The 21734-nt window shown below is 60.9% G+C and carries 19 protein-coding genes and 5 pseudogenes; 4 read left to right on the top strand and 20 right to left on the bottom strand.

From position 1 onward, the window contains the following. The first annotated feature begins 20 nt into the window (after positions 1 to 20). Together ACM0PB_RS00455 and ACM0PB_RS00460 are read left to right on the top strand one after the other, a co-directional pair. A complete protein-coding gene (locus ACM0PB_RS00455; protein ID WP_065196095.1) occupies positions 21 to 674 on the top strand; it encodes a hypothetical protein in 654 nt (217 codons plus the stop codon). Beyond that, positions 671 to 1999 carry an XVIPCD domain-containing protein gene (locus tag ACM0PB_RS00460; RefSeq protein ID WP_414604870.1) on the top strand — a complete coding sequence of 443 codons (1329 nt, stop codon included), beginning with the start codon at positions 671 to 673 and terminating at the stop codon, positions 1997 to 1999. The genes ACM0PB_RS00455 and ACM0PB_RS00460 overlap by 4 nt, the downstream gene beginning before the upstream one ends. Positions 2000 to 2053: 54 nt before the next feature. On the opposite strand, the gene ACM0PB_RS00465 is transcribed toward ACM0PB_RS00460, so the two are convergent. The 3 genes from ACM0PB_RS00465 to ACM0PB_RS00475 form a co-directional block, all read right to left on the bottom strand. Beyond that, positions 2054 to 3322, bottom strand: coding sequence for a hypothetical protein (locus ACM0PB_RS00465; protein ID WP_414604871.1), 1269 nt, complete (start codon positions 3320 to 3322; stop codon positions 2054 to 2056). Positions 3323 to 3419: 97 nt separating this feature from the next. Beyond that, positions 3420 to 4427: an XVIPCD domain-containing protein gene (locus ACM0PB_RS00470; RefSeq protein ID WP_005417198.1), complete on the bottom strand. Its 1008-nt coding sequence runs from the start codon at positions 4425 to 4427 to the stop codon at positions 3420 to 3422. Positions 4428 to 4484: 57 nt separating this feature from the next. Further along, positions 4485 to 5021: a hypothetical protein gene (locus tag ACM0PB_RS00475; RefSeq protein ID WP_032954278.1), complete on the bottom strand. Its 537-nt coding sequence runs from the start codon at positions 5019 to 5021 to the stop codon at positions 4485 to 4487. 405 nt (positions 5022 to 5426) lie between these two features. On the opposite strand from ACM0PB_RS00475, the pseudogene ACM0PB_RS00480 reads away from it, so the two are divergent. Continuing rightward, positions 5427 to 6034, top strand: a pseudogene (locus ACM0PB_RS00480) (IS3 family transposase); the annotation flags it as partial. A gap of 114 nt (positions 6035 to 6148) precedes the next feature. Here ACM0PB_RS00480 and ACM0PB_RS00485 read toward each other — a convergent pair. The 8 genes and pseudogenes from ACM0PB_RS00485 to ACM0PB_RS00520 form a co-directional block, all read right to left on the bottom strand. Beyond that, the gene (locus ACM0PB_RS00485) at positions 6149 to 6688 is read right to left on the bottom strand and encodes a DUF4189 domain-containing protein (protein ID WP_334272276.1); all 540 of its coding nucleotides are present in this window, start codon (positions 6686 to 6688) and stop codon (positions 6149 to 6151) included. A 98-nt stretch (positions 6689 to 6786) separates the two neighbouring features. After that, complete coding sequence (locus ACM0PB_RS00490) at positions 6787 to 7590, bottom strand: type IV secretion system protein (protein ID WP_495495110.1); 804 nt, start codon at positions 7588 to 7590, stop codon at positions 6787 to 6789. A gap of 413 nt (positions 7591 to 8003) precedes the next feature. After that, positions 8004 to 8531: a DUF4189 domain-containing protein gene (locus ACM0PB_RS00495; protein WP_315898891.1), complete on the bottom strand. Its 528-nt coding sequence runs from the start codon at positions 8529 to 8531 to the stop codon at positions 8004 to 8006. Between the two features lie 37 nt (positions 8532 to 8568). Next, positions 8569 to 9501, bottom strand: a pseudogene (locus ACM0PB_RS00500) (TrbL/VirB6 family protein); the annotation flags it as partial. A 191-nt stretch (positions 9502 to 9692) separates the two neighbouring features. Further along, positions 9693 to 10211: a DUF4189 domain-containing protein gene (locus ACM0PB_RS00505; RefSeq protein ID WP_372486468.1), complete on the bottom strand. Its 519-nt coding sequence runs from the start codon at positions 10209 to 10211 to the stop codon at positions 9693 to 9695. 39 nt (positions 10212 to 10250) lie between these two features. Continuing rightward, positions 10251 to 11218: pseudogene (locus ACM0PB_RS00510) on the bottom strand (TrbL/VirB6 family protein). 235 nt (positions 11219 to 11453) lie between these two features. Further along, positions 11454 to 11969: a DUF4189 domain-containing protein gene (locus ACM0PB_RS00515; RefSeq protein ID WP_329845106.1), complete on the bottom strand. Its 516-nt coding sequence runs from the start codon at positions 11967 to 11969 to the stop codon at positions 11454 to 11456. A 41-nt stretch (positions 11970 to 12010) separates the two neighbouring features. Then, positions 12011 to 12466: a DUF4189 domain-containing protein gene (locus ACM0PB_RS00520; RefSeq protein ID WP_414604763.1), complete on the bottom strand. Its 456-nt coding sequence runs from the start codon at positions 12464 to 12466 to the stop codon at positions 12011 to 12013. 259 nt (positions 12467 to 12725) lie between these two features. On the opposite strand from ACM0PB_RS00520, the pseudogene ACM0PB_RS00525 reads away from it, so the two are divergent. Further along, a pseudogene (locus tag ACM0PB_RS00525) lies at positions 12726 to 13232 on the top strand (integrase core domain-containing protein); the annotation flags it as partial. A gap of 178 nt (positions 13233 to 13410) precedes the next feature. Here ACM0PB_RS00525 and ACM0PB_RS00530 read toward each other — a convergent pair. The 9 genes and pseudogenes from ACM0PB_RS00530 to ACM0PB_RS00570 form a co-directional block, all read right to left on the bottom strand. Beyond that, a complete protein-coding gene (locus tag ACM0PB_RS00530) occupies positions 13411 to 13884 on the bottom strand; it encodes a DUF4189 domain-containing protein (protein WP_334272293.1) in 474 nt (157 codons plus the stop codon). Positions 13885 to 13960: 76 nt separating this feature from the next. Next, positions 13961 to 14506: pseudogene (locus ACM0PB_RS00535) on the bottom strand (type IV secretion system protein); the annotation flags it as partial. Between the two features lie 284 nt (positions 14507 to 14790). Further along, positions 14791 to 15363: a DUF4189 domain-containing protein gene (locus ACM0PB_RS00540; protein WP_081275804.1), complete on the bottom strand. Its 573-nt coding sequence runs from the start codon at positions 15361 to 15363 to the stop codon at positions 14791 to 14793. After that, a complete protein-coding gene (locus tag ACM0PB_RS00545; protein WP_235645641.1) occupies positions 15360 to 16520 on the bottom strand; it encodes a TrbL/VirB6 family protein in 1161 nt (386 codons plus the stop codon). The genes ACM0PB_RS00540 and ACM0PB_RS00545 overlap by 4 nt, the downstream gene beginning before the upstream one ends. Before the next feature lie 79 nt (positions 16521 to 16599). Next, positions 16600 to 17397, bottom strand: coding sequence for a hypothetical protein (locus ACM0PB_RS00550; protein ID WP_253902023.1), 798 nt, complete (start codon positions 17395 to 17397; stop codon positions 16600 to 16602). Positions 17398 to 17442: 45 nt separating this feature from the next. Further along, positions 17443 to 19884, bottom strand: coding sequence for a VirB4 family type IV secretion/conjugal transfer ATPase (locus tag ACM0PB_RS00555; RefSeq protein WP_414604764.1), 2442 nt, complete (start codon positions 19882 to 19884; stop codon positions 17443 to 17445). Positions 19885 to 19965: 81 nt separating this feature from the next. Next, positions 19966 to 20274: a VirB3 family type IV secretion system protein gene (locus ACM0PB_RS00560; RefSeq protein ID WP_019660289.1), complete on the bottom strand. Its 309-nt coding sequence runs from the start codon at positions 20272 to 20274 to the stop codon at positions 19966 to 19968. Next, positions 20267 to 20674, bottom strand: a complete 408-nt coding sequence (locus ACM0PB_RS00565; RefSeq protein ID WP_049444299.1) for a TrbC/VirB2 family protein — start codon at positions 20672 to 20674, stop codon at positions 20267 to 20269. The genes ACM0PB_RS00560 and ACM0PB_RS00565 overlap by 8 nt, the downstream gene beginning before the upstream one ends. A gap of 73 nt (positions 20675 to 20747) precedes the next feature. Beyond that, positions 20748 to 21731, bottom strand: coding sequence for a lytic transglycosylase domain-containing protein (locus ACM0PB_RS00570; protein WP_171955509.1), 984 nt, complete (start codon positions 21729 to 21731; stop codon positions 20748 to 20750). Positions 21732 to 21734 lie beyond the last annotated feature (3 nt).

A 21734-nucleotide genomic window follows, 5' to 3' on the forward strand; every position in this document is an offset into this window, starting at 1 on the left:
TATCCCCAAGGAGGCCGACATTGCGCCACAAGATGATTCCGTGCCTTGCTCTGCTTCTGTTGACCGCCTGCCATCCGGAGACCGCCATGAACCAGGAACGTGCCGCTGCTGAAGCCGATGTCGCCCAGGGTGGGCGCGGCCTCGCCAAGCTCAACCCCAGCCCGCGCAAGGCCTATGAACTGGTGCTGCGCCTGAAGGACGCCCCGGGTGATTTCGCTGTGGTTGAAGGCGTGGCCCAGTACGACGTCACCAACGAAGACCAGTGCGGCCACATCGAGCCGGCCACCGGCACGGCTGCTCGCATCACCAGCCAAGAGCCGGTGGAACTGCGCAAGGTCGCTGATGGCGAGTACCGCGGCACGCTGTATGTGGACCGGATGCTGGACGAGGACTACTACGGCCGTGGCGTGTGCCATTGGGAGTTCACTGGCGCTGGGGCGATGTTGAAGGCGACGGGCGCTGAAGGCGAGACGCGCTTCCTGTCATTTATTGAAGCCTCGGCCCTTATCGAAGGCCACGTCGAGACCCGCCACTATCCGCGTGCCGACTATCCCCGAGTCAGCGAGATTCCGGACTACGGTGCAAGCGGCCAAAAGGATCCGACAAAGTTTCGCCCTGAACTGCGGAATGCGCTGTTCTCCGCTTCGCTTGAAGCCAGCGAGGTCCGCCAATGAGCCTCAACAGCCAAGACTACGCTGCGCTATCCGAAGATGCATACAAGGATTACGCGGTCGGTCGTCGAGCACCGGGCCAAGAAGAAATCGTTCCAATCAACGGGCACAAGTACAAGATCCTAGAGCACGTTGATAATCGGCTGAACGGTTATCAGGGAACGATCTACCAGCGAGTCGACACCAATGAAATTGTCGTCGCACATCGCGGAACCGAACAAATCGCACGCGATGCGATTCTGACCGATGGTGGCATGGTCGTCGCCCGTACCAATGTGCAGGCGCCAGACGCAATCGCGCTGACCCAACGCGCCCTCGCTTACGCCAAGAAGGAGGGGCAGGATCTCGGCCAACGTCCGCCGGAGGTCACCGTCACCGGCCACTCCCTCGGCGGCGCGCTGGCCCAGATCACCTCGCACCATTTCAACGTCAAGGGCGAAACCTTCAACGCCTACGGCGCGGTCAGCCTCGGCTACCGCATCCCGGAAGGCGGCAACACCATGATCAATCATGTCATGGCCTCCGATCCGGTCAGCGCCGCCTCGCCGCACTTCGGCCAGGTGCGCATCTATGCCAAGCCGGAGGAGATCAGGACGCTGTCTGCTGCCGGTTTCAGCAACCACTCGTTGCGCGCCCTGATTCCAGACTACCCGGTCATCGCGGCAGCCAGTTCTTTGGGCTCCCACAAACTGGGTAACTTCCTCGATCAAGGCTCGGTGCTGAAGCACCCGGAAACCCAGACGCTGGCGAAAGACAACGCCAGGATGATCGAGGAGTACCGCGACAACCTGGAATCGCTGCGCAGCGGTATCACCCGTGCGGCGCGGGGCATTCCAGGCGGCGCCGTCGACCTGTACGACCACATCCGCGGCCCGCTGCAGCCCGGTGAGCCGGCACGCCGCGAAGCGGAGAAGAACGGCCATCACACCAGCATGCTGCGAATGGACGATGCCAACCATGTGGGCAACCCACTGTTCAACGACGCGATCCGTGGCGTGCACGCGCAGGATGTCCGCGTCGGCCGGGTACCAGACGTGATGAGCACGCAACTGGCAGGCAGCCTGGCCGCCGAAATGCACGCAGCAGGCGGCAAGCGCATCGACGAAGTGGTCATGAATGCCGATGCCTCGCGCAGCTTTGCCGTGCAGGGCCAGGGCGGTGACCCGGCCCACCTTCGCGTGTCAGTGGATACGGCGGTGGCGATGAACACACCGCTGGAACAGAGCAGCCAGCGCATCGACCAGCAGGCCGCAGGTCAGCGCCTTGCACTGGAGCGCGACCAGCAGCTGGAACAGCAGCAGAACCAGACCCGCAGCCTGCAGGCCTGATGGACAGCACGGGAGCCGGTCTTTCCGGCTCCCGTTGTACATCGGCACTCTGGTTCAGGGGCTGGAGGCCGCCACCGGCAGCGATGCTCCGGCCGTCACGAACAGATCCGGCCCGGAATCCGGGAATCCGCCGCAGGCGCGATCGCCGGGTGCCACCGGGTCACAGGGCCACTGCGCGCGCGCGACCTTCTCGCGCAGCTCGAAGCGATCGCCGGTCCAGACCACGAACGCGATGTGTTCACGGTTCCAGTCACTGTAGGCGCGCGGACCACCCTTCTGCGCCGACTCCGGGTATTGCACGAACCAACGCATGGCCGGGCCGTACTGCAGCTTGCTGTGGTCCAGGCTGATCCGGCCCTCACGCGACAGCTGGCGCGCACGATCGGCCTCCGTGACCGGGGGCATCGTCGGCATGGCATCGGCGGTCACATCCCTCGGCGCCGCATCCCCGCGGACCTGGTACACACGCTGGGCTACATAAGCCTCGCGGCAATCACCTGCGGGTACGCGGACCGGCTCCGCGCCGTACTCATCACGGTTGGCGACTTGGTCGCTGCAGGTGAACGGCGCCGACACCAGATAGAACGTGCTGTCGGCGTCGCGCCCTTCCAGCGAACGCACCCAGATGTCGCCCATCCGCACGATGAAGTCCGGGCGCTGGCCATAGCCCGGCACAGCCTTGAACCAGGCCTTCTGCCGCACCTCACGCTCGCGCCAGCTGCGCGGCAGGTGGATGTCCTGCACGGGCAGCGCGACCAGCAACGCGGCCAGATGCGCCGGCATGGTGCCCTGGCAGGCGCCAATCAGCAGGTCGCCCTGGGTCGCCAGCCGCCCGGCCAGATCCACCGGGCAGCGGGCACCGAGCGCCCGCTCGGTCGCCTGCTCTGGCGGCAACGGCACGATGGCCAATGCGGGCGGAGCGGGGGCTACCGCGGGAACGGTTGGCTCGACGGCGGCAGGCGGTGCAGCCACAGGTGCCGCCGCTGCGGGCGCAACGGGCGCCGGCGCCGGATCCGCAGTCGGCGCCGGCTGCGCGTCCACCACAGGTGTCGCAGGGGGTGTCACGGCAGCCGACACCTCGGGCGTCGGCGCCACGACAACGGCGTCGGCCGCCGCGGGCGCTGCAACGGCCGCCGCCTCTGCAGGCGCCTCAACGGTAGCCTCGGCAGCGGGGGGCGTCTCCACCACAGGTACCGCTGCCTCCTGAGCCTGTGCCGACGCTGCGGCAAGTCCAAGTGACAGCAGCCAGAGCGGCGGCAGCCGGCGCACGGATGCAGTGCAGCGGGCAGCGGTGTGCCGGGTATTCGAGGGAACGATTCGCATGTGGTGTCCTTACGAGTGGGTTTCCATGTCGGCGCCACAGGGCGCCACGCGTCGTACGTAAAGCGCCCGCGGGCACTCTGCCCGCCGGCATCAGGTGCTACAGGGATCGAGAGCGCTGCTCCTGCTCGCGGGCGAGCGCGGCCGCGGGGTCCTGCTGGGCGACACTGGCGGCCAACTGCTGGCTGCTCTGTGCCAGCGGCTGCTGTGCCGCCTGTTCGCGCTCGACCGAAGCGCGCAGCATGGCCGGGTCACCCAGCGCGCCCTGCACGGCAAACAACGTGCGGCCGTCGTTGCCAGCCAGGAGATGATCGATGCGCGACATCCCCGCCTTCTGCGCGCTCAGCGCCAGTGCGCCGGCAGCATTGTCCAGTTCCTGCACGCTGCGCAGACCGCTTTGTGGTCCCATCTGCTGCAGATGGTGGCGGGCGCCCTGGAACAGGGCATGCCCCGGCGCGCCAGGCTGCGACATGTCGCGCACGGTGGCCTGCTGGGCCGGCGCCCCGACTTCGCCCCGCTCCAGCCGCGCCATCACATCAGGCGTCAGCTTCTGCTGCCACACCTCGAATCGCTGCTGGCGGGCCTCGATGCCGTTCAGGCCACCATTGATCGCGCGCGTCGCTTCGCGCACGTCCTCGCGCGCCGCTTCCGGCACCCGCGTCTGCCACTGCCACACGGCAATGCGGCCAGCGTGCTCGGGCTGCGCGGCCAGTTCCGGGTGGTTCACCAGGTCCAGATCCAGCGCCTTGCCGGCACGCTCGTAATTCTCCTTGCCGACCAGAGGCAGATAGCCACGGCCGTGATACTTCAACGCATCGCCAGGCGCGTCATTGCCCATACGCCCGCCATACATCAGTTCGGCCAGGTTCTCCGGCCGACCACGCAGCGCCTCCTGGCGCGCGCTCTCAAGCGCACCATTGCCATTGCGCCACGCCGCTTCCACCGGGATCTGCGAGATACCCCGGGTGAAGTTGAAACTTTCATTGAGCCGGCTCAGGCCACGGGACTCGTGCCCGGCCTGCGCCATGAAGTTGGCCAGTTCCCGGGACGAGGTCATGCCGGCCTCCGTGGCCTGCCGCAACAGCTGCGACTCCCTATCCTGCGACACGGTGAAACTCCTGCTCGATCATCGTTGGATACTCCCGCCTCCTCACCGGCATGGCACTCAGGGCAAGCTGACGTCGGCGACGACGGACGGATCGAAATCCTCGAACCGCACCCGGCCAAGTTCGGCAGCCGAGAAGTCACGCGTATGGGTGGCCTCGGTCTCGGTGTCGACCACCCTGCGCTGCACGCCATGCACCCAGCACGCCTGCTCGGCAGGTGCATACCGGAACGTGTAGACGCTGCTCCAGCGTTCGCGACTGCCGCCGTTGGTGATCACACTGAACGCACCATCCTCGATGGTCACGTACGCGAAGGGATCGCCGGCAATGCCTCCCCGGGTGGAACACGGCACCAGCTTGTCGTTGCGCGCCGCCAACTGCCATCGGCCCGTGGCGTCGCCCAGCAGCAGCAACAGCACCCGGTTGGGACCGTGCTCGCCGGGCAGCAAGCCCTCCGGAGGAGGTTGGTCGATCACCAGCAGCTGGTCCTGGAAACCATTGCCAGTCAGATCACCGCGCACGGCTTCCAGCAGGTTCGCGCCGGACGGAACGAACGCCAAGGCATTGTCCATGTGTACGCCACTCCCCTTCTCCATCCCCTGCAACTCCTTCAATCCCGTCCTGCCAGTTCCCGAGCGGAGGCCGGAAACGGGGCGATGCCTCGCACGTGTCCTGCGGCCGCCATGGCGGATGATAGCCCCGAGCCCACGGCAACCGCGATGGTGGCAAGCGTCACCCGCATCGCGGGGGGACACAGTCCTCATGGACGGAAAAGCTCCTGCGTTCGATGGCACCGGCGCGCCGGGATTTTGACGCGCACGCAGCTTACTTCGAGGAGGCAGCGCTCGTCGAAGGGGGCTTGGGATGAAAAGCGCACTTGATCACAGAAAAAGCGCGGTTAACGTGAATGGATGCCTACCCGCCCCTGACGTCGGGCACCGCGCTGGAGTGTGCCCGGGCGTTCAAAACCGGGGGGACGTCGTCCTTCCGCTAAGACTGGTAGTGCGCAGGCACGGCGCAAGCGCGAGCGCGTCGCGGTCGAACGCTGACCGTTGCACGCCCCTTCCGGTCCGAACCACAACTGGTCGATGGACTTCGTGTTCGACGCCCTGGCCAACGGCAGGCCGATCAAGTGTCTGACTGTGGTCGACGACTGCACCAAGGAGGCCGTGGAGATCGCGGTCGCCCGCCGCATCAACGGGCAGGGCGTGGCCGACATCCTGGAAACGGTGTGCCACTTCCGCGGCTATCCGGCCATGATCCGGACCGATCAGGGGCGGAGTTCACCGGACGAGCTCTCGACCAGTGGGCCGTTGCCAACGGCGTGAAGCTGCTGCTGATCCAGCCTGGCAGACCCACCCAAAACGCCTACATCGAGAGCTTCAACGGCAAGTTCCGCGACGAATGCCTCAACGAAAACTGGTTCACCTCACTGGAGCATGCCAAGGCGACGATCTCTGCTTGGCGACGCGATTACAACGAAGTACGCCCGCACAACTCGCTAGGCAAGAGCGCCCCCACCGAGTTCGCCGCCTTACTCCGCGAGCATGGATCCCTTGCAACCACGAACCCGGGCGATAAGCTCACAACCACGGACTCTACGAAGTAGACCTTGGCCCTAACGCAGGGGGCAGGTCAAATTGAGTTGACAAGCGAAACATGAGAGCAGGTAAACCTAAATTCTTCCAGCAATTGCAACCTGCGGCGCCTCACTGACTACCACTCAGAACGACTGGAATTCCGGTTCGCTGCATGCCGAGTAGATCACCTTACAACCTTCACTGCCGCGCTTAGTGCAAAGCCCCATCGCCAATGAAGTCGCGGCAGAGACAGATTCAGCGCGTCCAAACGTGGAACCGCCGAATGCGCTAGTTCGGGGAGAGACCAGCGCGACGCATTGATTCTTGTAAGTCTGAGTAACCTTGCAATCCGATGCCCCGTGCTGACTACAATTGGCCAAGGCCTCATTTGAGGCGTCAGCCTTTCTCACTTTTCCGACTGACACACCGACGTCACCATTGGAAGCCATGGCAATCGCGCCCCAAGTCTTATTCCAGCGTCCTGTTTGGATAGGGCCCGTCTGACCCGATCCCGCGTCCCCTCCCGGGATCGGCGCACACCCACCAACACCCTGACCTCCGATTGGATACTGGCCTGGCGGGCAACGCCCTTCAGCACCAGCAACGGGCGGGAAGCCAAGAAATAGCATGCAAGCTGCAGCGCCGAAGATAAGCGCACATCGGCGGCCAAGTATCGAGACCATATCGTTAGACCCTCAAACTTCCCATCAGCCGTTGTTCTTTGCGAGACCAAGACGCCCCGAGTCCACCACCGCCGAACCCGGCGATGAACTACCGCCAGTCACTCGCGAACCAACAACCTGCTCGGTAGTGGCACCATGTGTCCCGCCCTTCTCTGGAGCCGGAGGCGTGTAGCAACTACCCGGCGGCTGCCCGCTCGGCCCGGCGCCTGCGCCACCGGGCTACCACCTATCTGCGAATATGCCATGAAGCTACCCAAGGTGCCCTGGAAGAACATGGCCGCCATTGGGGGCGCAGTCAGAATCAAGGTCGTCAGGATCAATCCCATGCCGCCCTGCTGCATCGCCTGACTGGTCATACCGTCACTGGACGCGCCCATGAGCGGGAACTTGTTCACAAGCGCTGTCATCCAGAACGAGGCCGACACGCGGATCACCATGTCCAGCGCGATCGAGACCATCGCCGCCGGTACCGCCATGGAGAACATGGTTCCAATACCGTAGAACAGCCATCGCTGGAACAACTGCTTGGTCTGATCGAACAGCAGGCACAGAATGAACAGTGGTTCCAAGCCAATGAACAAGGCCATGGCGACCTCATACAGCAGCAACATGGAACCTGCCGTCACTGCAGGTCCGCCCGTGCCCAGGCCGATGAACCACATCGCACGGGTCTTGTCAGCCTGCAGCTCGGGATCATTGAGAATCTTGATGCCATCGATGCTGGACAGCGCCACCTGCATCCAGGCAAGGCTCTTGTCGATTTGCGCCTCGGGCTTTTCATCCTTGCCGGTCACAACGTGCGTGATCAGGCCCTTCACGTCTTCCGTCAGGAATTCATGGAGGTCGCGACCGAACATGCCCATGCTCGTCGCCACCGCCACGATCAGGGCCGTGAGCGTCACCCGCAGCACTCGCCCCCAGAGCCGTCAACGACGAAAAAGTTCCTACGTTTGAGGGGGCGATGCGTCAACATTTTTGACGCGGGCGCATCCTCCTTCGAGGACAGATTGCTCGTCTAACGGGACTTGAATTGAGAAGCGCTCTTGATTGAAAAGAGAGCAATTACCATGAGTGGCTTCCTACGCGGCTCAAGCGCCAATCAGTAGTCTTACCTAAAGACAGAAACCCCTAACGCGTCAGATTTTTTGGCTTGCGGCTCGTTCTACCAAGATTGTTCTTCGAGCGTGGAGCCGAACTCCCGAGCTCAGCTTCGGAAGTTCGCCTCATAATATCCCAAGCTACTCAGATCCATCTGCCAAAATGCAATAGGCGGTGGACGTCGGATGTATCAACGCAGCTCCCCGGCGCCCATCCACTAGAACTCCTGGAATTCAGGTTCAGCGCAATTCTCGAAGATCACTTGGCAATCGCTGCCCCCACCATTCTCACATTGTTTCAATGCACGGGCTTTTGATTCTTCAACTGTCGGCGAGCTACTGAAAAGAGTTCCCCCTGCCCCCGACTTGGGCACCACTGCAACCGCGCACTGATTCTTATAGGTAAAAGCAACTTTGCAGCCGCTAACCCCTCCTCGCGCACAGACTGCTTCGGCCTCTTTCGCAGCCAAAGACTTACTCTTCTTCCCTGTCGATGCACCAGATGCGCCGCTTGGGGATAGCGCAATGGCACCCCAAGTCTTTATCCAACGGCCGGTTGCTTTGGGCCCAGTGTCCGCAGCAGCTGCGCCACCAGGCATAGGAGCACACCCACCAACACCCTGACCACCGATGGGATACTGGCCAGGTGGACACCGCCCCTCTGCCCGGACCGACTCAGACGTGAGCGCAGCACCCGCCACCACAATTGCTGCGACCAAATATGCTGCCATTGAACGCCTGATCATATGGAAATCTCCTAACACCAAAAGCAGAGAATTTTACTTAACGGGCAGATCCGAACTTCCCGTCGGTCAAGCTATTTCCATCCTTAGCCATTGGAATGACAGGCGTGCTTGCACGACTTGTACTATTGCTATCGACATGCCCACCACTCGCCGAAGGCTTATCCGGCGTGTAGTAACTACCCGGCGGCTGCCCATTCGGGCCCGGCGCCTGCGCCACTGGGCTGCCACCTATCTGCGAATATGCCATGAAGCTGCCCAAGGTGCCCTGGAAGAACATGGCCGCCATTGGGGGCGCAGTCAGAATCAAGGTCGTCAGGATCAATCCCATGCCGCCCTGCTGCATCGCCTGACTGGTCATGCCGTCACTGGACGCGCCCATGAGCGGGAACTTGTTCACAAGCGCTGTCATCCAGAACGAGGCCGACACGCGGATCACCATGTCCAGCGCGATCGAGACCATCGCCGCCAGCACCGCCATGGAGAACATGGTTCCAATACCGTAGAACAGCCATCGCTGGAACAACTGCTTGGTCTGATCGAACAGCAGGCACAGAATGAACAGTGGTCCCAAGCCGATGAACAGGGCCATGGCGACCTCATACAGCAGCAACATGGAACCTGCCGTCACTGCAGGTCCGCCCGTGCCCAGGCCGATGAACCACATCGCACGGGTCTTGTCAGCCTGCAGCTCGGGATCATTGAGAATCTTGATCCCATCGATGCTGGACAGCGCCACCTGCATCCAGGCAAGGCTCTTGTCGATTTGCGCCTCGGGCTTTTCATCCTTGCCGGTCACAACGTGCGTGATCAGGCCCTTCACGTCTTCCGTCAGGAATTCATGGAGGTCGCGACCGAACATGCCCATGCTCGTCGCCACCGCCACGATCAGGGCGGCGCGCGCCATGTTGGTCACAAGGATCATCATCGAGTCCCGGCTGCGGCCGGTGACGATCCGATAGCCCTTTACCACTTTTCCACAGCGCAGTAGAAGAACAATTGCCCACTAAAGAAGGTGCACGAGTCGCAATGCAACCTTGATGAAGTCGTTCTCGCTCAACTTCTCGCCGAGCGGCTTCTTCAGCCGCGCGTTCTACCCCAGGCTCTTGAGCAGCTTGGCTCAGGTACGCTCATACCATCAAAGATGTCACGGCAGTCATGAGACTAGAACGACTCAAAGATCGGCTCAGAACAATCTGTATAAAGAACTTTGCACTGGCCGCCACCGATGTCCGCGCAATGGGACAGGACTCGATTTGCAGCCTCCTCCTTGGAGCCTGCAACCGAATAGGAGACACGGCCCTTACTCCCCCTCTCGGGATCAGCATATGCAACACACTGGTTCTTGTAGGTAGTTCCGACTTTGCAATCTCTAGCGCCATGGCTTGCGCAACGGGAAAGCGCCTCGGACGCAGCTTCCTGCTTTGAACGCCTTCCAACCGAAGCCCCCATATCACCTGTACTTACTGCGGTTGCAATAGCTCCCCAGGTTTTGATCCAGCGGCCAGTCGCGACCGGACCACTCGACCCTGCATCGCCTCCACTAGAGCCCGGTATTGGCGCACATCCACCAACCCCTTGGCCGCCAATCGGATATTGTCCGGGCGGGCAGCGCCCCTCCGCTTGAGCATCTTCTGTCACAAGCAAGAACAAAGCAGAGCAAATCCAAAAGAGGGAGATCACAATGCGCTTCACGTTAACTCTCCAAATACGCCTGAATCACTATCTACCAGGATGAGCAGCTCGCTGGCCAGTTTCCGCTATCTTTGTCGCATCCGACTGCGGCAATGTCATGCGGCTTGTTGACTGACTACTGTAGTCACCGGAGTCGACAGTTCGTCCCTTCTCTGGCGTCGCTGGCGTGTAATAGCTACCCGGCGGCTGCCCACTCGGGCCCGGCGCCTGAGCGACGGGGCTGCCACCTATCTGCGAATATGCCATGAAGCTACCCAAGGTGCCCTGGAAGAACATGGCCGCCATTGGGGGCGCAGTCAGAATCAAGGTCGTCAGGATCAATCCCATGCCGCCCTGCTGCATCGCCTGACTGGTCATACCGTCACTGGACGCGCCCATGAGCGGGAACTTGTTCACAAGCGCTGTCATCCAGAACGAGGCTGACACGCGGATCACCATGTCCAGCGCGATCGAGACCATCGCCGCCAGTACCGCCATGGAGAACATGGTTCCAATACCGTAGAACAGCCATCGCTGGAACAGCTGCTTGGTCTGGTCGAACAGAAGGCAAAGAATGAACAGTGGTCCCAAGCCGATGAACAGGGCCATGGCGACCTCATACAGCAGCAGCATTGAACCTGCCGTCACCGCAGGGCCACCCGTACCCAGGCCGATGAACCACATCGCGCGGGTCTTGTCAGCCTGCAGCTCGGGATCATTGAGAATCTTGATCCCATCGATGCTGGACAGCGCCACCTGCATCCAGGCAAGGCTCTTGTCGATCTGCGCCTCGGGCTTCTCGTCCTTGCCGGTCACAACGTGCGTGATCAGGCCCTTCACGTCTTCCGTCAGGAATTCATGGAGGTCGCGGCCGAACATGCCCATGCTCGTCGCAACCGCCACGATCAGGGCTGGCGTTCGTCTCTTGAATCAACAGGGCCATCATTGATGAGCCGATATCCCTTCAGCACGTACCACGAAGTGAGCCCAAGCTCAACAATCCAATTCTCGCTCATCGTATACGCGTCGTCAGAAACGCGTACCTCGCCACTCAATCCCGGGGCAATGCTAGATGCAGTCTCTGATCCGCTGTCATTCATCTTTCCGGCACCACGCAATCAAGCTACGGAAGCATGCGGATTCGCCCCTAATCCAGCCACCTGAGTCGGCGCACGACTATGGGGCACCTAACCATTTCGATCTGGCTCACATTCAATCGAGCCGGACGACCACAGACCCGCTATAGGACTTCTAGAATTTCTCGAAGATCGGCTCAGAGCAAGCGGAATAGACGGCAGCACAATCGCTTCCTCCTTTCGAGGCACATAGCCGGGAGGCAAACTCCTTAGCACTCTCGATCGTCGCGCCGGTACCAAACTGCGTGGTTCCATCTGTACCCGAGCTGGCTACAACGGCAGCCACGCATTGATTCTTATATGCAATTGTGACCTTGCATCCCACTCCGCCGGATTCAGCACAATTCCTCTGCGCCTCTTCAACAGCCTCCGTCTTCCGTACTCGCCCTGTTGAGGTGCCAGAGGCGCCCGAAGGCGCCAACGAAATTGCGCCCCAGGTCTTGATCCATTTACCCGTCGCTCTAGGCTCACTGGTCGCTGCACCTTCGCCTCCGGGAATCGGTGCGCAACCACCGACACCCGGGCCTCCGATGGGGTACTGCCCCGGAGGACACCTCCCCTCAGCGTGAGCCTCAAAGGCCGATGTAGCGATCATGAACACCAACGGCGCTAGCAAATGAATGATTCTCATCAGGCAACTCTCCTTACACAAACAACGCGAATCTCCGCGAACTAAATAGGCGCCTTGGCAAATCGGCCTGTATCCGACTGCGTATCGGCAACATGTGTAGATCCACACGCAGAGTAGATAACGGTACAACTGCGCCCTTTGCCTTCGGCCTCACAGAGCCGCAGTGATTCTGCCTTCGCATCGCGCTCATTCGGCGAGCGATACGCCACAGTCTTCACGTTCATTAGGCGAACATAACCAATCACCGGTCCGGCTAGTGCAACGCACTGATTGTGATATTCGAGAGCAATTTCACACTCTTGCCCACCCATCCGCCGACACTCAGAGAGCGCTAGAGACTTCGCTTCTCGCTTTGATTTTCTGGCCTCCGCCACACCAATCGCCAAAACCTGACTTGTTCGACGACCCGCATCCTGGGCTAGCGCACCCCACCGGGTTTCCCATCTACCCGTTGGCACCGGGCTACCACTCTCAGCACTGGCTTGTCCACCAGGCATGGGCGCACAACCGCCCACGCCCTGCCCTCCAATTGGGTACTACCCCAGTGGGCAACGCCCTTCTGCCGACGCCACGTTAGAAATGACAAGCAGAAAATGCATTGCAAAGCACTTCATGTACCCACCTCTACCATTCAATCTGCTTCAGGAAGCCAATGGTCTGCTCGTCAGTGAAACGCTTCTTCATGTCCGTCCTCGGTATGGGGACGGACTCTACTTAAGTTAGGCTGGCCCTGAAAACCGGGGGCAGGTCAAAACGGCCAACCAAGTCTGGTCGATGGACTTCGTGTTCGACCGCACCGCCGAGGGCCGGGTGCTCAAGGCCCTGACCATCGTCGACGATGCCACACACGAGGCGGTGGCGATCGAGGTGGAGCGGGCCATCTCCGGCCACGGCGTAACGCGGGTGCTGGATCGGCTGGCGCTGACACGGGGTCTGCCACAGGTGATCCGCACTGACAACGGCAAGGAGTTCTGCGGCAAGACGATGGTGACGTGGGCGCACGAGCGCGGTGTTCAGCTGCGCTTGATCCAGCCAGGCAAGCCGAACCAGAACGCCGACATCGAGAGCTTCAACGGCCGCCTGCGCGACGAATGCCTCAACGAGCACTGGTTCCCGACGCTGCTGCACGCCCGCACCGAGATCGAGACCTGGCGACGGGAACACAACGAGGAGCGACCGAAGAAGATCTTGGGCGGCCTGACCCCGACCGCCTATGCCCAACAGCTGGCGGCCAAAGCCGCTACGATGAAACCCGGACTCTAAAGAGCCCCGCCACTCAAAACCCGGGGGGCCGTCGAAGTGACTAGTGGCGACACCCAACCTTACCAACTAGATCTGCTGTGCCAGCTCACCACCAATGAAGTGGGCTGATCTTCAGCAGGCCGTTCCCATCACGCAAAGGCCGACTCAGGGATTCCGCCCGTGATTCAACTGACATAGCTCAGAAAGATTCAAATATTGGCTCAGCACAATCCGTGTACAACACCTTGCATTGCCCACCACCGTTCTTCGCACAGTAGGAGAGAACCCGACTGGTCGCCTCCTCTCTTGAGCCGGCGACTGAAATGGAAACTATCCCCTTACTGCCCGGCTCAGGGTCAGCATATGCGACGCACTGGTTCTTGTAAGTTGTATCGATCTTGCAGTCTTTCGCCCCGTGTGTCGCGCACCGAGCAAGCGCTTCTGAGACGGCTTCTCGCTTGGAGCGCCTTCCAACGGAAGCCCCCATATCGCCCGTGCTTGCCGCCCCCGCAATTGCCCCCCAAGTCTTGATCCAACGCCCAGTAGCAATAGGACTGCTCTGCACGCCTTCAGCACCGGAGCCCGGAATAGGTGCGCATCCACCTACTCCTTGACCACCGACCGGGTACTGCCCTGGCGGACAACGCCCTTCCGCTTTCGCCTCACCCGTCATAAAAAAACATAGGAGCAAGCCGGCAGGAATGAAGGGCAATATGTATTTCACACTTTTACTCCGTTATGTGTGGCGGCTATTGATTGCCGGGATGTGCAGCTCTGAGGCCGGTTTCGGCAACCCTGGTGGAATCTGATGATGGAAGAGTTGAACGTGCAGTCGCATGACGATCATGCGCACCACTGTCTTGGCCAGAATGCCCCTTCTCCGGAGCGGCCGGCGTGTAGTAGCTACCCGGCGGCTGCCCGCTCGGGCCAGGCGCCTGTGCCACCGGGCTGCCACCTATCTGCGAATATGCCATGAAGCTGCCCAAGGTTCCCTGGAAGAACATCGCTGCCATTGGGGGAGCGGTCAGAATCAAGGTAGTCAGGATCAATCCCATGCCGCTCTGCTGCATCGCCTGACTGGTCATGCCGTCACTGGACGCGCCCATGAGCGGGAACTTGTTCACAAGCGCCGTCATCCAGAACGAGGCCGACACGCGGATCACCATGTCCAGCGCGATCGAGACCATCGCCGCCAGCACCGCCATGGAGAACATGGTTCCAATACCGTAGAACAGCCATCGCTGGAACAACTGCTTGGTCTGATCGAACAATAGACTAAGGATGAACTGCGCCCCGAACCAATCAACTCAGCGCCAAAGGCAGAAGCTAGTAGACAAATGAATTACAGAACGACGTTTTATCTCCAAGAGTAATCACCTCGCGCTCACGTTGACCGAACCCGTGGACAACAGCGCCCACCCTTGGCGCAACTTCGCCATCTCAAGCGAAAGCGAAAGCGAAAGCGAAAGCGAAAGCGAAAGCGAAAATAGAAATGGCCCACGTCTTAGCGGGCCACCCCTAAAATAAAAAAAGCAGACCTTCAGTATGCAACCAAGCCCAGCCAGTGTCAGGAATCACATCAACGGAAAGACTTGAACTCAGACTCACTACAGGCCGAGTAGATGACGCTGCACTCGGTACCATTCGCAGCCGCCTTACATTGTTCCAATGCGTTACGCCTTGCAAGCTCCAAGGTTTCCGCGCGGGCAGCTATCGAGCTTGCCGAAGTCGCGCCTTTAGGAGTATCCGCAAGCGCCACGCACTGATTGTTGTAAACGATGAGAACCTGGCACTTCTGCCCTCCTCCCAAACGGCATTGATCCAGAGCCACAGAGATCGCCTCGGACTTGCTTTTGCGAGATTCCGAAACGCCTGTAGCGCTGACGACCCTCCGAGCATTGGCGCTGGAGTCTTCCGCAATCGCGCCCCATCGCTTTTCCCACTTCCCAGATGGAGCGGGTGCGGTCGGCGATGACGAAGAATCAGCTCCCCCCGGAATCGGGGCACACCCAAGAACACCCTGAGCACCACCCACGGGATACTGGCCTGGCGGACACCTGCCCTCGGCATATGCCGCTGCAGGAATCGACAAAATCGCCAAGAGCAACAGAGTCTTCATCATCTTCACCTTCAACGAAAAACGGGTCTTCATTTCACCAACGCGTTGCCCAAGGCACCCGGCGACTTGGATTCAACATGCTGATTTTGACCAGAACCCATCACCGAGCGCCCTTCAAGTTGCGGAGAGGGACCACTGGACCCCTGCGATGAATTCTTCTCCTGCGCGGGCGTGTAGTAGCTACCCGGCGGCTGCCCATTCGGGCCCGGCGCCTGTGCCACCGGGCTACCGCCTATCTGCGAATATGCCATGAAGCTGCCCAAGGTTCCCTGGAAGAACATCGCTGCCATTGGGGGAGCGGTCAGAATCAAGGTCGTCAGGATCAATCCCATGCCGCCCTGCTGCATCGCCTGACTGGTCATGCCGTCACTGGACGCGCCCATGAGCGGGAACTTGTTCACAAGCGCCGTCATCCAGAACGAGGCCGACACGCGGATCACCATGTCCAGCGCGATAGATACCATCGCCGCCAGTACCGCCATGGAGAACATGGTTCCAATGCCGTAGAACAGCCATCGCTGGAACAGCTGCTTGGTCTGGTCGAACAGAAGGCAAAGAATGAACAGTGGTCCCAAGCCGATGAACAGGGCCATGGCGACCTCATACAGCAGCAGCATTGAACCTGCCGTCACCGCAGGGCCACCCGTGCCCAGGCCGATGAACCACATCGCGCGGGTCTTGTCAGCCTGCAGCTCGGGATCATTGAGAATCTTGATCCCATCGATGCTGGACAGCGCCACCTGCATCCAGGCCAGGCTCTTGTCGATCTGCGCCTCGGGCTTCTCGTCCTTGCCGGTCACAACGTGCGTGATCAGCCCCTTCACGTCTTCCGTCAGGAATTCATGGAGGTCGCGGCCGAACATGCCCATGCTCGTCGCCACCGCCACGATCAAGGCGGCGCGCGCCATGTTGGTCACCAGGATCATCATCGAATCCCGGCTGCGGCCCGTGACGATCCGATAGCCCTGCACCAGCACCCACAGGGTCATCAGGGTCAGCGCGATGCCGCCGACCCACGTCATCATGTTCTCCATCAAATGGAAGCCGAACTTGCCAATCCTGTCGCGCAGGTAGTCAAGAATCAGCTTGAAGAACACGAAGTCGCCGATCGACTGGATACGCACAGCGTGCTCCATCAGATCCTGGAACCCGCCCGAAAAATCAAAGTTGGCAATCGACCTGATCGTCATTCCTGCAATCCCTTGGTAATACTGCTTTTCCACCGGTGGCGACGCCCATGCACTTGCTCCGCCTACCCCACCGCCGGCCTTAATCGATGGACAGTGCCGTCTTCAGCGCGACGGTCTTCACCAGATCGCTCGCAAGAGTCTTGGTGGGATCACCCTTGAGCGCCGCCTGTGCCACGATCTTCTGGTTGGCTTCCATGACTTCGATGTAGGCGTCGTAGGAACGCATGCGCCCTTCCCAGCTTTGTGCTGCCACTTCCAGATTGTTGGCCATGCGCGTCGCTTCGCTGTCCGAACCCTGGACGTTGCCCTGATCATTGCTGAGGATGCGCAGATCGAAAATTTCCTTCAGGCCCGACTCCATCTGGGGAATGGACTGCACGAGGAACATCACCGAATCGTTGTACTTGCGATTCTGCATCATGCGGATGTTCACGCAGATCTGGGTCTGCTGCTCCTTCATGTCACCGGTCGGATTGAACACAAGACTCTTGAAAAGATCGCCGGGCGAGAAACTGCTCTTGCTGCCACAGGTTTCCGCCACCAGATAGTCCGCAGGCACGGGTACCAACGGCTGCCCCTCCGGCAGGCCGATCTTGCGCATCTGAGCCTGCACCTTCACCAGCGCCTGAGCGTACTGGTCCAGCGTCCTTTTCCAACGCTCTGCCTGCTCGGCATACTCGGCAGCGTCGGCCGCGTAACTGGTGATCGAGTTCTTGTACTCATAGATGGCCTGCATCAGGTTCGAGTAATCAAACACCGGCCAGCCTGCGTTTGCCGTCGTGGTTGCCAACGACATCACGGCGCCCAATGCCAACGCGCTCAGTCGAGTGCTGCGCGGCATACCGGCCTTCTTCCTGTTCTTGCTCAGACTGTTCATCATCGTCTCCATAGTCGGTCGTTCAAGAGCGTCGGGACACCCGACTCATGCCACGGCCTCAGTACTCGCCGTCTTGCCCGAACCCTTTCGATTCTTGTAGAAATCTTCCAGCCACTGTTCCGGCGTGAGCTCGTCCACGGTGATCCGATTGCGGACTGCAGCCGTCTGCAACACCCGATGCATGATGTCGATGTTGTCGGTCGAGGCCGAGATCACCGACAGGATGTCGTCCATGCCACGCAGGTTGAGCTGGCAGACGCTGGACGCATGACCCTGCTTGACCAGGAAGCAGCGCGAGCGCTCGTCCAGGGCGGTAACCACCCTGAACTCGGCCTCGGTCAGCTTCAGGCCGTCCATGTAGTCGCTCTTGCTGGCGTTCGGGTTGGGCAGAAGGATCAGCGTGGCGGTCTGTTCAATCAGCGCGGCGGAGATGTCACTCTTCAGTGCATCTTCCGGGCTCTGCGTTGCGAAGATGCCTAGACCGTTCTGCTTACGGATGGTCTTCTGCTTGTTCTTCGCGAATTCCTTCAGGCCACCCTCGCCGTCCAGGATCTTCCAGAATTCGTCCATCACGTAGATCAGCGGACGACCATCGATCAGCGACTCCAGGCGGTGCAGCAGGTAATTGATGACCGGCACGCGCACTTCGGGGTTGTCGATGATGTCGGTGTAGTCGAAGCCGATGATGTTGGCCTTGCTCAGATCAACGGTGTCGACCGGATTGTCGAAGACCCAGCCCAGCGAATTGCCCGAGGTCCAGCGGCGCATGCGCGCGTACAGCCCATCGTCACCCATGTTGGGCAGGCTCTTCTGGAAATTGGTCATGCTGCGCAGATGCATCGGCGTATCGAGCATGCTTTCCACCGCGCGATAGATGTCTTCTTCCTCGCGGGCGCTGTACTCACGCTTGCCGGCCAGCACCTTGATCAGGTCGGCCAGGAACTGCACGTTGGCTTCGTTGTTCTCGCACTGGAACGGGTTGAAGCCGGTCGGCGCGCCGTTCTCCAGGGCCAGGTAGTTGCCTCCGCAGGCCCGCACGAAGATTTCCGCACCACGGTCCTTGTCGAAGAAGAAGATGGTCGGCGACGGCTCATACTTCTGCACCTGGCTGAGCAGGAAGTTGATCAGCGCGGTCTTACCGGTACCGGACTTGCCGATCACCATGGTGTTGGCGATCGCCTTCTCCCCCAGCGAGTTTTCCGACGGATGGGTCGCGTGGAAGTTGAAGTAGTACGGCTGGCCGTTGGTGGTCTGCAGCGTGGTGACGCAATCGCCCCACGGGTTGTTGTGCTGCTTGCCGGTCGCGAAGTTATGCAGCGGCGACAGGCCCAGGAAGTTCAGCGAGCTGACATTGGCCAGGCGGGTGCGGTAGCGCCAGTTGGCCGGCAGCTGGGAGTAGAAAGACGAGGTAACCGCCAGATCTTCCTTGGTCGACACAAAACCGGCATTGGACAGCTCGGCGCGCGTCGTGGCCACGTTCTGCGACAGTTTGGCCTGGCTGTCGCCGTAGACCGTCATGATGAAGTGGTACTCGCCCAGCACGAAATTACCCGACGACAGCTGGTCCATCGCCTGGTCCAGCTCGACGATCTGGCTGACTGCCTTGTCACCGGAGGAGATCATCATGCCCTTAGTGCGGTCGAGCACCTTGAGCGCGTCCTGACGCCCCATCGGGCTGAACGAATGGGTGATGACGTACTCGTAGTCCAGGTACTTCAGGCCGTTGAGGATGCCCGGGTAAGTCCCCTCGGCATACTCCTTGATGTTCAGGATGGCGCCGAAGTGGTTGGCACCATTGGGGGTATTGATGACGAAGTCACCGGTCTTGGACGAGAACATGTGCCGGCTGACCGGCAGGTAGTCCTTGATTGGTGCCGACAGCACCGGGACCGGCTCGTCAATGCGATTGATCAGGTAGCCGAACAGCTCCAGCGTTTCCGAGAACACCACGCCGTTCTTTGCCTCGTACATGCCCAGGCGGTACGGCGCGTAGTCGCGGATCACGGCCTCGACGTTGCCGGCCAGTTCCATCAGCTTTTCGACTGCCTGCTCCTGCTCCGCGCGCAGCTTGTCCACGTTCGCCGACTTCTCGACGAAGCGCTTACCCGCCACCACGGGGCGATAGATCATGGTCAGGTACAGCTCGTTCTGCATGATGCGCTGCGAGGACAGCATGCCCATGTACTGATCGGACACGTCCTGGTTGAAGCGCTGCTTGTAGTTGCTCTTGCCCTTCAGCGTGCGGCGACGACGGATGTCATGCACCCAGAACGCCACGTTCACGAAGTCGGGAGCACGCAGCGTCTGCAGCAGGCGGTTGAACGTGTTGTGGCGATGCTCCAGCTCCCACTCCTCACGGCCGACGAACGGCAACCCTTCCAGATGCCAGGTCAGCAGGTAGTCGCCGCCCGTGGTCTTGACCACGTTCGGGGCGACGTGCGACGACAATGGAATGAACTCGCTGATGGAGGTGTCTGGGCTGAACATACGACTGCTTCCAAAGAGGTACTGCCAAGAAGTTTCAACAGACCCGACGGGCGCTGGCGCCCGCCGGGCCGGATCCGGACCTCAATCCATTCGGGCCGGCTTGTCGCGGTAATGGTTGGGGTTGAACACCCACATGCCATCGTGTTCCTGCACGTTGCGGACTTTCAGCTTGAACATCAGGCGCAGGCCCAACAGGCGGAAGATCATTTCGTCACGCTTGGCCATCTGCCGCATGATGAAGACCGCCACCGGAATGGTGAGCAGGAACCAGAAGTTCGTGTACATGCTGAGCAGCAGCAACCCACCTGCCACCATGAAGAATGGCAGGTAGGGAACGCCCAGGAACATGGCCGGGCGCGTGCAGCCGCGGAACACGACGTTCTTATGCACTGTAGTACTGGATCGCGTTGTTGATCAGGTAGTACGTCGTGCTGCCGCCGGTGCACTTGCCGTCGCTGCCCTCGCCCAGCAGCATGCGCGCGATCTGACCAGCGGCACCGATCAGCACGCCACCGATCAGGATCGGCGCGACGTCACCGATGCGCTTGTGCGCGAAGGCGATCTGGTAGCCGGCGAAGATCACCGCAATGGTCACGACGGCGATGGAGGCCATGTTCAGCAGGCCGTTGATGTTGGAGAAGAAACCGCAGACCTTCTTGTCGGTGCCGCCGAAGTCGGTGCCGGTGGCGAACACCTGCGGGGCGAACAGTGCGCCAACGAAGATCGTGGCCATCAGCAGGGTCTTCAGCGTGCGCTGGGCCTGGACGAGGTCGAGATTGGATCGCTTCATGGATTGATTTCCTTGTTGATGGACTAACACAACTGAATCGGCCAGCCGGGGGACTGGCCGCACCACGACTTCGTCAGAACACGAAGGCCGCATCCCCTGCGGGAATCTGTTGCACCGGTGCGGCCTGCACCGGCGCGTTGTACGAATTGTCGGCACCCGCCACAGGCTGGTTACGCTCGCTCCAGGGCCGCAGCATCACCGGACCCTCGTTGCCGGCGCCAGCCGCGCCTGGCAACTGTTGCGGCATGGCCATGGCCTGCGCAGCACCCCGCTGAGGCAGCTGCTGCGGCGTGCCGCCGGCCTGCTGCTGCGGATAGGCGGCCCGTTGGCCGGGTTGCGCCTGGGGCTGCATCATTCTGTCCACCGAACCCAGCACCACCTTGGACAGCGCCTGGTCGGCGAGATTCAGCAAACTACCCCGCGCCATCGCCCCGGTGGACGGGTACACGACATAGGCGCGTGCGGGATCTTCGGACGGCACGTACACCGGGCCATTGGATTGAGCAACGATGCGCGCCTGCGCCGGCGAAGCGAGCTGCGGGTGATGCTCGACCTTCACCGCGCGGCGCTCACCTCGACTGACCACGTCGATCGGTGCGACAGCATTGCTGGCAACCTGCTGGCCGCGGCGGATCGAGTCGTAGATCTTCTGCACGTAGCCGTGACGGAAGCCGGTCTCGAAGTTGCCCGAGTAGTAACAGCTGAACGACTTGCCCCAGTCACCACCGGAGCGCTTGTAGCACTCGGCGAGAATGCGCGAACCGGCCTGCAGGTTCGGACACTGCTGGAAGGCCTTCTCGTAGGAATCCAGGCCGTACTTGCCCAGGTTGTAGCGATTGACCTGGGCCAGCCCGATGGAGAAGTTGTAGCCCTTCTCTTCCAGCATGCGCACCGTCGCCAGCGCTTCATCCAACGCCTTGGGCTGCCGCACCAGTGCACCGCCGACCACGCCGATGGCGTAGGGATTGCGCGACGATTCGACGTTGATGACGTGCTGCATCACATCCATCGATACGGCCATCTCCGGGCACGCCATCATTTCCAGTCCTGGCAGCATCCC

Origin of the sequence: Stenotrophomonas sp. AR029, from assembly GCF_047520695.2 — a bacterium.
In the GTDB taxonomy this organism is placed as follows: domain Bacteria; phylum Pseudomonadota; class Gammaproteobacteria; order Xanthomonadales; family Xanthomonadaceae; genus Stenotrophomonas; species Stenotrophomonas sepilia.

What these genes read in the sequence shown, in the direction of transcription:
- ACM0PB_RS00460 (WP_414604870.1), top strand. Translation starts at nt 671, where the DNA reads ATGAGCCTCAACAGCCAAGACTACGCTGCGCTATCCGAAGATGCATAC.
- ACM0PB_RS00465 (WP_414604871.1), bottom strand. Translation starts at nt 3,322, where the DNA reads ATGCGAATCGTTCCCTCGAATACCCGGCACACCGCTGCCCGCTGCACT.
- ACM0PB_RS00475 (WP_032954278.1), bottom strand. Translation starts at nt 5,021, where the DNA reads ATGGAGAAGGGGAGTGGCGTACACATGGACAATGCCTTGGCGTTCGTT.
- ACM0PB_RS00485 (WP_334272276.1), bottom strand. Translation starts at nt 6,688, where the DNA reads ATGGTCTCGATACTTGGCCGCCGATGTGCGCTTATCTTCGGCGCTGCA.
- ACM0PB_RS00495 (WP_315898891.1), bottom strand. Translation starts at nt 8,531, where the DNA reads ATGATCAGGCGTTCAATGGCAGCATATTTGGTCGCAGCAATTGTGGTG.
- ACM0PB_RS00515 (WP_329845106.1), bottom strand. Translation starts at nt 11,969, where the DNA reads ATGAGAATCATTCATTTGCTAGCGCCGTTGGTGTTCATGATCGCTACA.
- ACM0PB_RS00520 (WP_414604763.1), bottom strand. Translation starts at nt 12,466, where the DNA reads ATGCCTGGTGGACAAGCCAGTGCTGAGAGTGGTAGCCCGGTGCCAACG.
- ACM0PB_RS00530 (WP_334272293.1), bottom strand. Translation starts at nt 13,884, where the DNA reads ATGACGGGTGAGGCGAAAGCGGAAGGGCGTTGTCCGCCAGGGCAGTAC.
- ACM0PB_RS00540 (WP_081275804.1), bottom strand. Translation starts at nt 15,363, where the DNA reads ATGAAGACCCGTTTTTCGTTGAAGGTGAAGATGATGAAGACTCTGTTG.
- ACM0PB_RS00545 (WP_235645641.1), bottom strand. Translation starts at nt 16,520, where the DNA reads ATGACGATCAGGTCGATTGCCAACTTTGATTTTTCGGGCGGGTTCCAG.
- ACM0PB_RS00550 (WP_253902023.1), bottom strand. Translation starts at nt 17,397, where the DNA reads ATGAACAGTCTGAGCAAGAACAGGAAGAAGGCCGGTATGCCGCGCAGC.
- ACM0PB_RS00555 (WP_414604764.1), bottom strand. Translation starts at nt 19,884, where the DNA reads ATGTTCAGCCCAGACACCTCCATCAGCGAGTTCATTCCATTGTCGTCG.
- ACM0PB_RS00565 (WP_049444299.1), bottom strand. Translation starts at nt 20,674, where the DNA reads ATGAAGCGATCCAATCTCGACCTCGTCCAGGCCCAGCGCACGCTGAAG.
- ACM0PB_RS00570 (WP_171955509.1), bottom strand. Translation starts at nt 21,731, where the DNA reads ATGCTGCCAGGACTGGAAATGATGGCGTGCCCGGAGATGGCCGTATCG.